This window comes from Nonomuraea phyllanthi (assembly GCF_006334985.2).
Classification (GTDB): domain Bacteria; phylum Actinomycetota; class Actinomycetes; order Streptosporangiales; family Streptosporangiaceae; genus Nonomuraea; species Nonomuraea phyllanthi.
Window position 1 is genome coordinate 253,754 of record NZ_VDLX02000009.1, and the last position, 13,927, is coordinate 267,680.

General features: G+C 70.7%; 14 protein-coding genes. 6 read left to right on the forward strand and 8 right to left on the reverse strand.

What is annotated here, in order from left to right; translation table 11 throughout:
• The 4 genes from FH608_RS25005 to FH608_RS25020 all read right to left on the reverse strand — a co-directional run bounded on the left by FH608_RS25005 (nt 1) and on the right by FH608_RS25020 (nt 4,748).
• On the reverse strand, nt 1-1,530 hold the full coding sequence (locus FH608_RS25005) for a GMC family oxidoreductase (RefSeq protein ID WP_139633024.1): 1,530 nt from the start codon (nt 1,528-1,530) through the stop codon (nt 1-3).
• The gene (locus tag FH608_RS25010) at nt 1,530-2,222 is read right to left on the reverse strand and encodes an EthD domain-containing protein (RefSeq protein ID WP_139633025.1); all 693 of its coding nucleotides are present in this window, start codon (nt 2,220-2,222) and stop codon (nt 1,530-1,532) included. Before FH608_RS25010 ends, FH608_RS25005 begins: the two co-directional genes overlap by 1 nt.
• Before the next feature lie 120 nt (nt 2,223-2,342).
• Nucleotides 2,343-3,938, reverse strand: a complete 1,596-nt coding sequence (locus FH608_RS25015) for an FAD-binding oxidoreductase (RefSeq protein ID WP_139633026.1) — start codon at nt 3,936-3,938, stop codon at nt 2,343-2,345.
• A 165-nt stretch (nt 3,939-4,103) separates the two neighbouring features.
• Nucleotides 4,104-4,748, reverse strand: a complete 645-nt coding sequence (locus FH608_RS25020; protein ID WP_226899858.1) for a TetR/AcrR family transcriptional regulator — start codon at nt 4,746-4,748, stop codon at nt 4,104-4,106.
• Nucleotides 4,749-4,836: 88 nt separating this feature from the next.
• Here FH608_RS25020 and FH608_RS25025 point away from each other — a divergent pair, with 88 nt between their 5' ends.
• Nucleotides 4,837-5,763: an NAD(P)H-binding protein gene (locus FH608_RS25025; protein WP_139633027.1), complete on the forward strand. Its 927-nt coding sequence runs from the start codon at nt 4,837-4,839 to the stop codon at nt 5,761-5,763.
• A gap of 346 nt (nt 5,764-6,109) precedes the next feature.
• Here the strand turns inward: FH608_RS25025 and nadA are convergent, their stop codons facing one another.
• On the reverse strand, nt 6,110-7,261 hold the full coding sequence (gene nadA / locus FH608_RS25030; protein ID WP_139633028.1) for a quinolinate synthase NadA: 1,152 nt from the start codon (nt 7,259-7,261) through the stop codon (nt 6,110-6,112).
• Between the two features lie 163 nt (nt 7,262-7,424).
• Between nadA and erpA the strand changes: the two genes are divergently transcribed.
• Entirely contained in the window at nt 7,425-7,778 is a 354-nt protein-coding gene (erpA, locus tag FH608_RS25035; protein WP_090930529.1) for an iron-sulfur cluster insertion protein ErpA, read from the forward strand.
• A gap of 109 nt (nt 7,779-7,887) precedes the next feature.
• Nucleotides 7,888-8,874: a carbohydrate kinase family protein gene (locus FH608_RS25040; protein WP_139633029.1), complete on the forward strand. Its 987-nt coding sequence runs from the start codon at nt 7,888-7,890 to the stop codon at nt 8,872-8,874.
• Between the two features lie 55 nt (nt 8,875-8,929).
• Here FH608_RS25040 and FH608_RS25045 read toward each other — a convergent pair whose 3' ends face one another.
• From FH608_RS25045 to FH608_RS25055, 3 genes are read right to left on the reverse strand one after another with little or no spacing between them, the layout of a single operon-like run.
• Nucleotides 8,930-9,364 (reverse strand): CBS domain-containing protein, encoded by a 435-nt coding sequence (locus FH608_RS25045; RefSeq protein WP_139633030.1) that lies wholly within the window; start codon nt 9,362-9,364, stop codon nt 8,930-8,932.
• A gap of 60 nt (nt 9,365-9,424) precedes the next feature.
• A complete protein-coding gene (locus FH608_RS25050) occupies nt 9,425-9,670 on the reverse strand; it encodes a sulfurtransferase TusA family protein (protein ID WP_139633031.1) in 246 nt (81 codons plus the stop codon).
• Nucleotides 9,667-10,809, reverse strand: a complete 1,143-nt coding sequence (locus FH608_RS25055; RefSeq protein ID WP_226899859.1) for a cysteine desulfurase family protein — start codon at nt 10,807-10,809, stop codon at nt 9,667-9,669. Before FH608_RS25055 ends, FH608_RS25050 begins: the two co-directional genes overlap by 4 nt.
• Before the next feature lie 142 nt (nt 10,810-10,951).
• Here FH608_RS25055 and ctaC point away from each other — a divergent pair, with 142 nt between their 5' ends.
• Genes ctaC through FH608_RS25070 form a run of 3 tightly spaced genes read left to right on the forward strand, consistent with a single transcriptional unit; the run spans nt 10,952 to nt 13,856 of the window.
• Nucleotides 10,952-11,782 (forward strand): aa3-type cytochrome oxidase subunit II, encoded by an 831-nt coding sequence (gene ctaC, locus FH608_RS25060; RefSeq protein ID WP_139633033.1) that lies wholly within the window; start codon nt 10,952-10,954, stop codon nt 11,780-11,782.
• Entirely contained in the window at nt 11,779-13,443 is a 1,665-nt protein-coding gene (ctaD, locus tag FH608_RS25065; RefSeq protein WP_139633034.1) for an aa3-type cytochrome oxidase subunit I, read from the forward strand. The genes ctaC and ctaD overlap by 4 nt, the downstream gene beginning before the upstream one ends.
• Nucleotides 13,443-13,856 carry a cytochrome c oxidase subunit 4 gene (locus FH608_RS25070; RefSeq protein WP_139633035.1) on the forward strand — a complete coding sequence of 138 codons (414 nt, stop codon included), beginning with the start codon at nt 13,443-13,445 and terminating at the stop codon, nt 13,854-13,856. Before ctaD ends, FH608_RS25070 begins: the two co-directional genes overlap by 1 nt.
• Nucleotides 13,857-13,927 lie beyond the last annotated feature (71 nt).

Consider the following 13,927-nt stretch of genomic DNA (forward strand, 5'->3'; position numbering starts at 1 on the left):
TCAGGTGAGCAGGTCGGCCGCCCGCTCCCCGATCATGACGGTGGCGGCGGCGGTGTTGCCTGCGGGGATGGACGGCATGATCGAGGCGTCGGCGACCCGCAGCCGGTCGATCCCGCGCACGCGCAGCGCCGGGTCGACCACCGCCCCCTGGTCGCGGCCCATGCGGCAGGTGCCCACGGGATGCCACACGGTGGTCGCCGTGGCGCGCACGTAGGCGGCCAGGTCGGTCCCGCGGCCCGGCGCGCTCTCGCGGTCGTGGAACGAGCAGAGCGCGGCGGTGTGCGCCAGCTCCCTGCACAGCTCGATCCCGCGGACGAGCGCCGCCAGGTCGGCCGGCTCCGCCAGGTAGCGGGGATCGACGAGGGGCGCGTCGGCCGGGTCCGCCGAGCGCAGGGCGAGCGTTCCCCGGCTGCGCGGCCGGGCCAGCACGGGGGCGAAGGTGAAGACCGGCCCGTCCACGCGGTACTCGTCGGCCACGAACTGCACGGGGCCGAACAGCAGCTGCAGGTCGGGGTCGCCGGGCGGGAACAGCCCGACCTCCGCCAGCAGCTCCGGCAGCGGCAGCTCGGACCGGGCGGCGTAGGCCACGCCGAGAATGAGGTGGTCGTGCAGGTTCGCGCCGACGCCCGGCAGGTCGGCGGCCACCGCGAGCCCGTGCTCGCGCAGCGCCGCGGCCGGGCCGATCCCGGACAGCATCAGCAGCTTGGGCGAGGCCAGCGCGCCGCAGGAGACGATCACCTCGGTGCTCGCCTCCGCGCGGTGGACGGCGCCGTCGCGCACGTACTCCACGCCCGTGGCCACCGTGCCGTCCAGCAGCACGCGGGTGGCGGTCGCGCCGGTCAGGACCGTGAGCCGGGGATGGCCGCGCAGGGGGTCGAGGTAGGAGAACGCCGTGCTGGAGCGCTGCTCGTCCTTCGTCCGGGTGGACTGGTAGGCGAACGCCCCCTCCTGGACGGCGCCGTTGTAGTCCCAGTCCTCGCCGCCGGGGAAGCCCAGCTCGGTGGCGGCCCGGAGGAAGGCGCGCGACACCTCGGACATCGCCGACAGCCGGGACACCGTCATCGGCCCGCCCGTCCCGTGGTGCGGGCCCGCGCCGTCGCCGTAGTCCTCGGCCCGCCTGAAGCAGGGCAGGACCTCGTCGTACGACCAGCCGTCGTTGCCCTGGGCGGCCCAGCCGTCGTAGTCGCGGCGGTTGCCCCGGACGTACAGCATGGCGTTGATCGAGCTGCCGCCGCCCAGCACCCTGCCCTGCGGCAGCGGGACCGTCCGCCCGGCCAGCCCGGCCTGCGGGACCGTGACGTACGGCCAGGTGACGGCGGGGTCACCCCAGAGCGCGGCCATGCCGGGGATGCCGGTCTGGCGGATCGCGGGCAGGCCGGCCTCGCCGCCCGCCTCCAGCAGCAGCACCCGCGCGCTCGTCCGCTCGACCAGCCGGGCCGCGACGACCGCCCCGGCCGCGCCGCCGCCCGCGATGACGTAGTCGTAACCCTCGGTGTCGTAACTCTCGGCGTCGTAGACCTCGGCGGACATCAGCGGCTCTCCGGCCCGATGACCCAGTGCTCGGTGACGGCCATGCGGTGCACGTACCGCGGCTCGGCCAGCGCCTCCAGGTCCGCCTCGACCTTGGCGTACTCGGGCGAGCCGAGCGCCGCCGCCAGCGCGTCCGCGTCGTCGAACCAGAGCAGGTGGGCGGCGTCGAGCACGGCCTCGCCTATGGCGTACGCGCCGTCCCTGACGTGGCACTGCAGGTACCGGCGCACGCCCGGCACCTGGCCGACCAGGTCGGCGTGGGCGCCGAGGCTCGCGCTCCTGAAGTCGGCCAGCCGCAGCCCTTCCCGCCGCTTGACCAGCACGATGAGCTTGACACCCGGCGGCGGGGCAAGCTCGGGGCCCGCCACCAGCTCGTGCGCGTCGGTGTCGAGCACGACCGTGCGCCAGAACGCCGCCCAGCGCGGCTCGTCGGCCCGGGCGCCGTCCAGGAACTCCGGCGTCTGCAGCGACTCCAGCTGCTCGCGCTCGTCGCGCAGCCAGATCTCCGCGACGCCGCTCCACAGCGGCTCGCCCTCGTCCGGCCGGAACGGGATCCTGGTGTCGATGAGGTATTTCCGGATCTGCGGGATCTTGGCGGCGTACCGGACGGCGTGCACGTTCAGCCAGTACTGCTGGAACTCCTCCTCCGTCATTCCGGGCTTGGGCGCGGCGAAGATGAGTTGATGGATCACGGTGTTCTCCTCCGTCACTCGGTGCGTTCGACGCTAGGAGCGGGGATCCGCGGCGAGAAGCGGGGGCGGCCGGGTCGCGCTGACAAAGTCAAGTACGGCGGGGCACTTCGCCAGGTGCCGCTACGGCAGCCGCACCGACTGGGCGTGCCGGAAGACGTCCCGGGGGTCGTAGGCCGCCTTGACCTGCTGGAGCCGGGGGTAGTTGCCCTTGTGGTACAGCGTCTGCCAGGGCACGCCCGAGCGGTTGAACGCCGGGTCGGTGATGTCCGGGTCGGGGTTGTTGACGTAGCAGCCGTCGGCCTGCTCGCCGGGCACCGGGTAGCCGCCGGTGGCCGCCCACACCGAGCCGTACAGATCGCGCAGCCAGCCGATGTTGACCGCGTCGTCGGCCGGGTCGCCCCACTGGGTCTCGAACAGCGTCCAGAACGCGGCGTCGCGGTGCGCCAGCGCGGTCCGCGCGGCCGGGACGGCGTTGATCGCGCCGCCGCTGAACCCGGCGAGCGTCACCGCCGCCGCCGGGTTGGCGAAGCCGGGACGGGTGAGCGCGTCGTACATCGCGCCCGCCTGCTCGCCGGTGTACGAGCGCCGCAGGTAGGCCGACTTGGACGCGCCGCGCAGCGTCGGGTTGACGAACGACGGGATGCTGGCCGCGATCAGCTTGACCGCGCGCAGCCACGGGAGCCTGCGCGCCGGCTGGGCCGCCACCACGTCCTCGACGCCGAGCCCGGCGGTCAGGGCGCCCAGGTAGTCGCCGAGGATCCGCTCCGCGCCCGGGGCGCCGGCGTCGGCCTGGGTCAGCAGGAAGACGGCCCCGCTGGAGCGGTGGGCCAGCGATGCGACGCCCGACAGGATCCTCGCGGGCGAGCCGGGCGCGGCGTGCTGCTCGTACCAGGAGCCCCAGTTCGTGACCAGGGTGGTGAACGCCTTCTCGTCCAGCGCGCTCCACGGGATCCCGACGGCGCTGAGGAGCACGTCCTTGGGCGGCCTGACCAGCAGGCGGGCCGGGTCGGGGCCGTTCGCCCCCGGCGTGCGGAACCAGAACTTCGTGACGACGCCGAAGGTGCCGCCACCTCCGCCCGCGCACGCCCACCAGAGGTCGTGGTGCGGATCGTCCGCGTCACGCGAGGCCGTCACGGCGCGGGCGGTGCCGGAACCGTCCACGACGACCACCTCGACCGCCGCCAGGTGGTCGACCACGGCGCCGAACTGCCGGGACAGGAAGCCGTACCCGCCGCCCGACGCGTGGCCGCCGATCCCGACCGTGGGGCACATCCCGCCGGGGATCGTCACGCCCCACTTCTTGAACAGCGTGTCGTAGACGCCCGACAACCGGGCGCCGCCCTCCACCGCGAACGCGTGGCGGCGGGGGTCGAAGGACACCCCGTCCAGCCCTGACAGGTCGATGACGACCTCCACGTCGGGGTTGAACACGAACGGGGCCAGGCAGTGGCCGCCGGAGACCACGGAGATCCGCTTGCCGGCGTCCACCGCCTCCTGCACGGCGGCCACGACCTGCGCGGTCGAGCTGACCACCCGCACGTAGTCGGGCGCGCCGACCCAGCGCTGGTTGTAGCCCACCGTGAGCTCCTGGTAGCGGGGGTCGTCCGGGTACACGGTGACCGGGCCTGTGCGCGCGGTGGGGTGTGCGGGGGAGGCCGCGAGCGTCGCCGCCGGCACGGCACCGCCCAGTGATTCCCCTCTCGACGGACCTTTCATGATCGCTCCTTCCGGGACGCCGACGAGGTCATGGTGTCCCGGGCGGGGCGCGGCGGCGCCGAAAAGGGGCGGAGTCCGTTATCTCGGGCCGCCGGTTTCACGAAGAGCGCGCCCGACCTCACGAAGTACGGTGTGCTGCTTCGTCAGGGACCTTCTTCTGCTTCGTCAGCGACCTTCGCCCGGCGGGGAATCACCTGCCGGCGGACCATCCGTCGCGAGGGGATCGGGCAGGGAGCCGAGCCACCCGAGCAGGCGCTCGCCCTGGCGGGTCATGACGGTGGGGTCGCGAAGGGCGTTGGCCAGCAGGGACATGCCCTGGTAGGCGCCCACCAGCGTCAGGGCGAGCCCCTCGGGGTCGGGCTGCCCGAGCTGCGCGAACTGGCCAGCCACCCAGTCGACCAGCAGCCGGATGACCCGTCCGGCCTCCTCGTCCAGGCCGCCCTCGTCGCGCTTGTCCAGCTCGGAGGCGAGCGTGCCGGTGGGGCAGCCGTAGCGGACCGCGACGTCGCGCTGGCTCACCCAGGTCTCCACCAGGCGCTTGAGCCGCTCCCGCGGGTCGCCGAGGCGGTCGAGCTCGCCGGTGAGGAGCTCCAGCTGGTGGGCGTGCTCGGCGAGAGCGGCCTTGACCAGCTCGTCCTTGGTCTTGAAGTAGTAGTACACGTTGCCCACCGGCACGTCGGCGGCCCGCGCGATGTCGGCGATGGTGGTGCGTTCCGCCCCCTGCCGGTGCACGACCTGGGCGGCGGCGGCCATGAGGCGCCGCCGCTTGGCGGCGGCCGTCCCGGCTCGCGAGCGCGTTGAGTCAGTCACCTGACTAACTATATCGGCGGAACCGTGCTAGGGTCTGGCCTCGTCGGTTGTGAGTCAGCCGACTAACTAACTAGAGGAGATCTTCATCGTGATCGTTGTCACGGGAGCCACCGGGAACGTCGGCCGGACCCTGGTCCGGCTGCTGGCCGAGGCAGGAGAGGAGGTCACGGCCGTGTCGCGGCGCATCACCGGTGCCGACGTGCCGCCGGGCGTCCGCGCCGTCGCCGCCGACCTGTCGGACCCTGCCGGCCTGCCGGACCCTGGCGGCCTGTCGGACCCGGTCGGCCTGGCGGACCCCGCCGGAGCGTCCGGCCCCGGGGACCTGTCCGCCCCTGGGGACCTGCGCCCGGTCCTGGCGGAGGCCGACGCGCTGTTCCTGCTCACGGGCGGCGACCTGTTCGCCACGGAGCCCAAAGAGATCGTCGCCGGGCTGCGCGGGCCAGGACGGGTGGTGCTGCTGTCGTCGCAGGGCGTGGTGACCCGCCCGGACAGCCCGTCCCACGGCCGGTGGGGAGCCGAGCTCGAACGCGCGCTCACCGACTCGGGGGTGCGATGGACGATCCTGCGGCCGGGCGGGTTCGCGTCCAACACCTTCGCGTGGGCCGGGTCGATCCGCGCCCGCCGCACGGTCGCCGCGCCGTTCGGTGACGTCGGGCTGCCGGTCATCGACCCCGACGACATCGCCGAGGTCGCCGCCACCGTGCTGCGCGAGCCGGGGCACGACGGGCGGATCTACGAGCTCACCGGCCCGGAGACGGTGACGCCGCGGCGGCGCGCCGAGATCATCGGCGAGGCGCTGGGGGAGAAGGTCACGTTCGTGGAGCAGAGCCGGGAGGAGGCGCGCGCCGAGATGCTGGCGTTCATGCCGGAGCCGGTGGCGGACACCACGCTGGCCATCCTGGGGGAGCCGAACGAGGCGGAGGTACGGGTCAGCCCGGACGTGGAACGCGTGCTCGGCCGGGCACCCCGCCCGTTCGCCGCCTGGGCCGGGCGCAACGTCGCGGCCTTCCGCTGACACCCACCCGCGGTCCGAGGCCCCCAAGCCACCACCGCGCCACCCGCCCGACCCGCCCATGCGATGGGCCCGCCCATGTGATCGGCTCGCCCATGCGGTCGGCTCGCCCGTCGATCGGCGGGGCCGCATGGGCGGGTCTGTCGCGAAGTCGGGCTCGTCGCCCGGCCGGGCTCTCCAAACGGTGGAACCCGCAGCCAGTCCACCCCTCGGCCTCGTGGCCGCGCCCCCGCACCTGACGCCGCCCTCTCACCAGCCCCGCCTCCTGGGCGTGGTGGCGAGGGGCGTTCTCGGCGCGGAACACGGCGTCCCGCGCCGTGGGTAAAAGGGCGGTGCCGGGGCCCGGCGGTCAGGGGAGGGCGAGCATGCGGTCCAGGGCCACCCGCGCCCAGTGGGCGGTGTCCTCGTCCACCGTGATCTGGTTGACGACCTCGCCCAGCACCAGCGACTCCAGCGCCCACACCAGGTGCGGCAGGTCGATCCGGTTCATGGTGGAGCAGTAGCACACCGTCCGGTCCAGGAACGAGATGCTCTTGTCGGGGAACTGCTGGGCCAGGCGCTTGACCAGGTTGAGCTCGGTGCCGATGGCCCAGCTGGACCCCGCCGGTGCGGCCTCCAGCGTCTTGATGATGTGCTCGGTCGAACCCACGTGATCGGCCTTGAGCACGACCTCGTGACGGCACTCCGGATGGACCAGCACGTTCACGCCCGGGATGCGGGCGCGTACGTCGTCGACCGAGTCCGCCGTGAAGCGGCCGTGCACCGAGCAGTGGCCGCGCCACAGGATCATCCTGGCACCCTCCAGCTGCTCCCGGGTGAGGCCGCCGTTGGGGCGGTGCGGGTTCCAGACGACGCAGTCCTCCAAGGACATGCCCATCTCCAGCACCGCGGTGTTGCGGCCCAGGTGCTGGTCGGGCAGGAAGAGCACCTTCTCGCCGCGCGAGAACGCCCAGTCCAGGGCTCGGCGGGCGTTGGAGGAGGTGCAGACGGCACCGCCGTTCCTGCCGCAGAAGGCCTTGATGTCGGCGCTGGAGTTCATGTACGTGACCGGGATCACCTGGTCGGCCAGGCCGGCGTCCTCCAGGGCCTCCCAGCACTCCTCGACCTGGTCGAACGTGGCCATGTCCGCCATGGAGCACCCGGCCGCCATGTCCGGAAGGATCACTTTCTGCTGGTCGGAGGTCAGGATGTCGGCCGACTCCGCCATGAAGTGCACGCCGCAGAAGACGATGTACTCGGCCTCGGGCCGCGCCGCCGCCTGCCGGGCGAGCTTGAACGAGTCCCCCGTCACGTCGGCGAACTGGATGACCTCGTCGCGTTGGTAGTGGTGCCCCAGCACGAACAGCCGGTCGCCGAGCGCCTCCTTCGCCTTGCGGGCCCGTTCCACGAGGCCGGGGTCGGAGGCGGGCGGCAGCTCGCCCGGGCACTCGACCCCTTTCTCGCTGTGCGGATCGGCGCCCCGGCCGAGGACGAAGAGCGGCAGCCCAGTCTGGGTGGCCATGGCCACACCCCCTTATCGTCTAATTGACGATACTCATCATGGCACATGGACGAACCCACGTGTTCAGGGGGTGGCCGTCCCGGGAATGTGTGGCATGGGCCAGGTGTTGGTAGCGTCATTAGTAGGACGTCGGAAACAGACAGCCGGGTTAGGGAGTCAGCAGATGACGGTTGAGAGCAGCGAGACCACGACGCAGGGCCTGATCCTGACCGACGCGGCCGCCGCCAAGGTCAAGAGCCTGCTGGAGCAGCAGGGCGAGGAAGGCCTGCAGCTGCGGGTCGCCGTGCAGCCGGGTGGTTGCTCCGGCCTGCGCTACCAGCTCTTCTTCGACGACCGCTCGATGGACGGCGACGTGGTGTCGGACTTCGGGGGCGTCAGCGTGGTCACCGACCGCATGAGCGCTCCCTACCTGATGGGCGCCAGCATCGACTTCGTCGACACCATCGAGAAGCAGGGCTTCACGATCGACAACCCCAACGCCACGGGCTCGTGCGCCTGTGGCGACTCGTTCAACTAGCCGGAAACAGCCGGTGGTCGCACGGTCCCGTTCGCCTTTGTGCGGGCGGGACCTTCGCGTATTCTCGTGGGGCTCATAAGGCCTGCTGACAACGAGGAAGAAGAATCCCGTGCGCATCGCCGTCACCGGCTCCATCGCGACAGACCACCTGATGACGTTCCCGGGCAGTTTCGGCGATCAGTTGATCGCCGAGCAGCTCGACAGGGTGTCACTCTCGTTCCTGGTCGACGACCTTCAGATCCGTCGCGGTGGCTGCGCCGCGAACATCGCGTTCGGCATGGCCTGCCTCGGCCTGCGGCCGATCCTCGTGGGAGCCGTCGGCAACGACTTCGCCGACTACCGGTCGTGGCTGGAGCGCCACGGCGTCGACTGTGACTCCGTGCACATCTCGGAGACCCAGCACACCGCTCGTTTCCTGTGCACCACCGACGAGCACCACAACCAGATCGCCTCCTTCTACACCGGCGCCATGGCCGAGGCGCGGCTGATCGAGCTGCAGCCCGTCGCCGACCGGTTGGGCGGCCTGGAGCTCGTGCTGATCAGCCCCAACGACCCCGACGCGATGCTGCGCCACACCGACGAGTGCCGCCAGCGCGGCATCCCGTTCGCCGCCGACATCTCCCAGCAGCTCGCGCGCATGAAGGACGAGCAGATCCGCGACCTCGTCGACGGCGCCGCCTACCTGTTCTCCAACGACTACGAGAAGGGGCTCATCGAGCAGAAGACCGGCTGGTCCGACGAGGAGATCCTGCACCGCGTCGGCGTCCGGGTCACCACGCTCGGCCCCAAGGGCGCCGTCATCGACCGCAGGGGCGAGCCGTCCATCGCCGTCGCGCCCGCTCCCGAGCGGGGCAAGGCCGACCCGACCGGCGTCGGCGACGCCTTCCGCGCCGGGTTCCTGGCGGGGCTGGCGTGGGGGCTGCCGCTGGAGCGCTGCGGGCAGATCGGCAACCTGACCGCGACCCACGTGCTGGAGCGCGTCGGCGGCCAGGAGTACGAGCTCGGCCAGCAGGGCTTCCTCGACCGGTTCGGCGCCGCCTACGGCACGAGCGCCGCCGCGGAGATCGCCGAGCACGTCCGCTGCTACCACCCCTAGACATGCGAAAGGGCCGCTGTGTCGTCGTGCGCGGCGCAGCGGCCCCGGCCGGTGCTCAGTCCCGGGCGTAGACGTGGTGCATGAACTCGGCGAGCTGGGCGTCCGGCAGGTGCTTGGCCAGGTCCGACTCGCTGATCATGCCGACGACGCGGTCGCTCTCGAGCACCGGCAGCCGCTTGATCTGGTTCTCCTCCATCTTGGTGAGCGCCTCGTCGACGCTCGAGTCCGGGGTGACGAAGACGAGCCCGCCGGCCAGCTCGCCCGCCGTCACCTTCGACGGGTCGTGCCCCGCCGCGATGCACTTGATCACGATGTCGCGGTCGGTGATGATGCCCTTCACGCGCTCGTCGGGCCCGCACACGGGCAGCGACCCCACGCTGCTGTTACGCATCATCTGCGCCGCCCGGTCGAGCGTCTCGTGCGTCCCGATGCACTCCGCTCCCGGACTCATCAGGTCGCGGGCGGTGTCGTGCGGATGTCCGCTGGTCATGGGTTTTCCCCCGAAAGTCGGTGACTTCGTACGGGGGCCACCTACCCACTCCGGCAACGGTCAGTAGTTGCGCCTCACGTGGATCGCCCAGCCGCCCTCGGGCCGCTCGTACGAGCCCACGTGCCGGTGCGACTTCAGCCTGCACCACGCCGGCACGTCCGTGAACGCCGCCGGATCGTCGGCCAGCACGGCCACGACGGCGTTGAGCGGGACGTAGTTGATCTGCTCGGCGAGCATGATGATCGGGATCGGGCACTTCTTCCCGAGCGCGTCGATCGTCAGAGCCGGCTGGGTAACCTCGGTCATGCGACTCCCGCGTCCTGCCGGATGCGGCGCACCAGGTCGGGCAGCACGGCGAGGAACCTGTCGACCTCGGCCGCTGACGTGCCCCTGGGCAGCGACACCCGGACGTTGCCATGCGTCAGCACGCCCATCGCTTCGAGGACGTGCGATGGACGAAGCGTACTAGCGGTGCAGGAGCTTCCTGACGAAACGGCGAAACCGGCCTTGTCGAGCTCGGTCAGGAGGGCCTCGCCGTCGACGTACAGGCACGAGAAGGTCACGATGTGGGGCGCCCGCTCGACCGGGTCGCCGATGACCTCCACGTCCGGGACGAGCTTCGGTACCCGCTCCCTGATCCGGCCGACGAGCTCCGACAGCCGCGCCTGCTCCTGCGCCGCCTCCGCGGCCATCGCGCGCAGCGCGGCCGCCGCCGCGACGATGCCCGGGACGTTCTCGAAGCCCGGCACCCGCCGCCGCTCCCGCTCGTCCTCCGGCAGGAACGAGCGGAACCGGGTGCCCTTGCGGACCGCCAGCACGCCCACCCCGGCCGGGCCGCCCCACTTGTGGGCGCTGGCGGCCAGCACCGACCAGCCGGGCGGAACCGGCATCCTGCCCGCCGTCTGGGCCGCGTCCACCAGCAGCGGGACGCCGTGGGCGCGGCACGCCGCGGCGGCCTCGGCCACCGGCTGCGCCGTGCCGACCTCGTGGTTGGCGGTCTGCAGGCAGGCCAGCGCGGTGCCGGGCCGCGAGACCGCCTCGGCGAAGCGGTCGAGGTCGACCCGGCCCGTCAGATCGACTCCGACCGCCTCGACCGTGCCGCCGTCGCGTTCGTGCACGCCGGCGGCGTGCAGCACGCTGGAGTGCTCGACCGCGCTCGTGACCAGGTGGCGCCCGGCCCTGCGCCTCCCGTGTAGGGTGCCGAGCACGCCGAGATGCACGGCCTGCGTGCCCGACGAGGTGAACGACACCTCGTCCGGGCGGGCGCCGAGTGCCTCGGCCACCTCCGTGCGGGCCTGCTCGAGCAGCAGGTGCGCGCGGCGGGCCTGGTTGTACAGTCTCGCGGGGTCGGCCCAGCCGACGTCGATCGCCGCCAGCAGCGCCTCGCGCGCCTGAGGGTGGAGCGGCTCGCTCGAAGCCGCGTCGAAATACGCCACGAGACTCATCGTCCCACTTGCGGCGCCATCGAGGGGTCGCGCGGGAGGGCAAGGCACCTGCACGCTAATGTGTCTGCAATCAGCTGTGCATCTGGAAATACGAGCGCCCAAGGGAAAGACTCTTGGGCTTCATCTGTGGGGTAGGCGATCCGTGAGTCCGACTCGCCGTACGACGCGGCGTTCGTTGGCCCGGCGCAGAGGGCCGCGCGCCGCCGCTTTGGCGTTGCTGCTGGCCACTGCTACGGCGTGTGCTAATGACGTCCCCGAGGCCAAGTGGTCTCAGGGCCTTCTTCCCGACCATGTCACCCAGGAGGGTGACGTGGTCCAGACCCTGTGGAACGGGGCCTGGATCGCCGCACTCGCCACGGGCGCCGTCGTCATCATTCTGATCGTGTGGGCGTCCATCTTCCATCGCAAGCGCAGGGCCAAGGCGGACCTGCCGCCGCAGGTGCGTTACAACCTGCCGATCGAGATGCTCTACACCTTGATCCCGCTGGTCATGGTGTCGGTGTTCTTCTTCTTCACCGCCCGTGACAGCCAGACGCTGACCCGCGTCGACGGCGACGCGCCCGTGCAGGTCAAGGTCGAGGCGTTCCAGTGGAGCTGGCGCTTCACCACGACCGTCAACGGCAAGGAGCTGCAGCCGGTCGCCGGCGTGCCCGTGCACGACTTCCACGAGGGTCCCCAGCTGGTCCTGCCGACGAACACGAAGGTCCAGTTCAACCTGTCGAGCGACGACGTCATCCACTCCTTCTGGGTGCCGGAGTTCCTGTTCAAGCGGGACGTCATCCCCGGCATCAAGCCGGACGACCCGGGCAACCAGTTCCAGATCACGACGCTCGGCCGCACGGGTGTCTTCGCCGGCCGCTGCGCCGAGCTGTGCGGCGTCGACCACAGCCGCATGCTCTTCTCGGTGAAGCTCGTCGAGCCGAACGAGTGGAACCAGTACATCGCTTCACACCAGGCTGGGAGTGCCCAGTGACCGCCATTCAAGAACCCCTCCGCGCGCCGGGCAGGCCCGTCACCAAGGGCCAGGTGATCGCCAGGTGGATGTCGTCCACCGACCACAAGATCATCGGGCACCTCTATCTGATCACGTCGTTCGTCTTCTTCCTGATCGGCGGCGTGATGGCGCTGGTCATGCGGGCCGAGCTGGCGCAGCCCGGCATGCAGTTCACCAGCAACGAGCAGTTCAACCAGCTGTTCACCATGCACGGCACGATCATGCTGCTGATGTTCGCGACGCCGTTGTTCGCCGGCTTCGCCAACGAGCTGATGCCGCTGCAGATCGGCGCCCCCGACGTGGCGTTCCCGCGCCTCAACATGGTCAGCTACTGGCTCTACCTGTTCGGCAGCATCATCGCCGTGTCGGGCTTCTTCACCCCGGGCGGCGCGGCCTCGTTCGGCTGGTTCGCCTACACGCCGCTGTCCAACGCGATCAACTCGCCGGGCATCGGCAGCGACCTGTGGATCATGGGTCTGGCCCTGTCGGGCCTGGGCACGATCCTCGGCTCGGTCAACTTCATCACCACGATCATCTGCATGCGCGCGCCCGGCATGACCATGTTCCGCATGCCGATCTTCACCTGGAACGTGCTGCTGACCAGCATGCTCGTCCTGATGGCCTTCCCCGTGCTGGCCGCCGCGCTGCTCGCCCTGGAGGCCGACCGCAAGCTCGGCACCCACATCTTCAGCACGGAGAACGGCGGGGCGATGCTGTGGCAGCACCTGTTCTGGTTCTTCGGCCATCCCGAGGTCTACATCATCGCGCTGCCGTTCTTCGGCATCGTGACCGAGGTCCTGCCGGTCTTCAGCCGTAAGCCGATCTTCGGCTACATCAGCCTCGTGGCCGCGACGATCTCGATCGCCGGCCTGTCCGTCACGGTCTGGGCGCACCACATGTTCCCGACCGGACAGGTGCTGTTGCCGTTCTTCTCGTTCATGACGTTCCTCATCGCGGTGCCGACGGGCGTGAAGTTCTTCAACTGGGTCGGCACGATGTGGCGAGGGCATCTGTCGTTCGAGTCGCCGATGCTGTTCTCGATCGGCTTCCTCATCACGTTCCTGCTGGGCGGCCTGACGGGCGTCATCCTGGCCTCGCCGCCGCTCGACTTCCACATCAGCGACACGTACTTCGTGGTCGCCCACTTCCACTACGTGGTCTTCGGCACGGTCGTATTCGCCATGTTCGCGGGCTTCTACTTCTGGTGGCCCAAGTTCACCGGCAGGATGCTCGACGACAAGCTCGGCAAGGTGCACTTCTGGCTGCTGTTCATCGGCTTCCACACGACGTTCCTGGTGCAGCACTGGCTCGGCATGGTGGGCTTCCCGCGCCGCTACGCCGACTACAGCGCGGCCGACGGCTTCACCGACCTCAACATGATCTCCTCGGTGGGCGCGTTCATCCTGGGTGCCTCGATGCTCCCGTTCCTCTACAACGTCTGGAAGACCTGGCGCAGCGCGCCCAAGGTGACGGTCGACGACCCGTGGGGCTACGGTGGCTCGCTCGAATGGGCGACCTCCTGCCCGCCGCCGCGGCACAACTTCACCTCGATGCCGCGCATCCGGTCCGAGCGTCCCGCTTTCGACCTGCACTACCCGCACGTGTCCGCCAAGCCGGCGGCGCAGGAGGTTGAGGCCTGATGAGAGTCCAGGGTTGGCTGTTCCTCGCGTGCGGCCTGTTCTTCGCCGGCGTGGACGTCGGCTACTGGTTCTGGACCAAGGCGGCCACGGGCCACGGCGAGCCGGTCGGCACCACCGCCCTGGCCATCTCGGTCGGGTTCGCGTTCATGGTGGGCTACTACCTGATGTTCACCGCGCGGCGCATCGGCGCGCAGCCGGAGGACAACAAGCAGGCCGACATCAGCGACGGCGCGGGCGAGATCGGCTTCTTCAGCCCGAGCAGCTGGTGGCCGCTGTTCCTGTGCCTGGCGGCGGCGTTCGCCTTCGCCGGGTTCGTCATCGGCTTCTGGATGTTCCTGATCGGGATCTTCATGGTCATCATGGCCATGATCGGGTTCGTGTTCCAGTACTACCGGGGCAACTTCTCGCACTGATCTGATCGCCCTTTGCCTGAGCGGACGTCCTCCTTGTGGGGGACGTCCGCTTTTTGGTGTTCCTTGCCAGT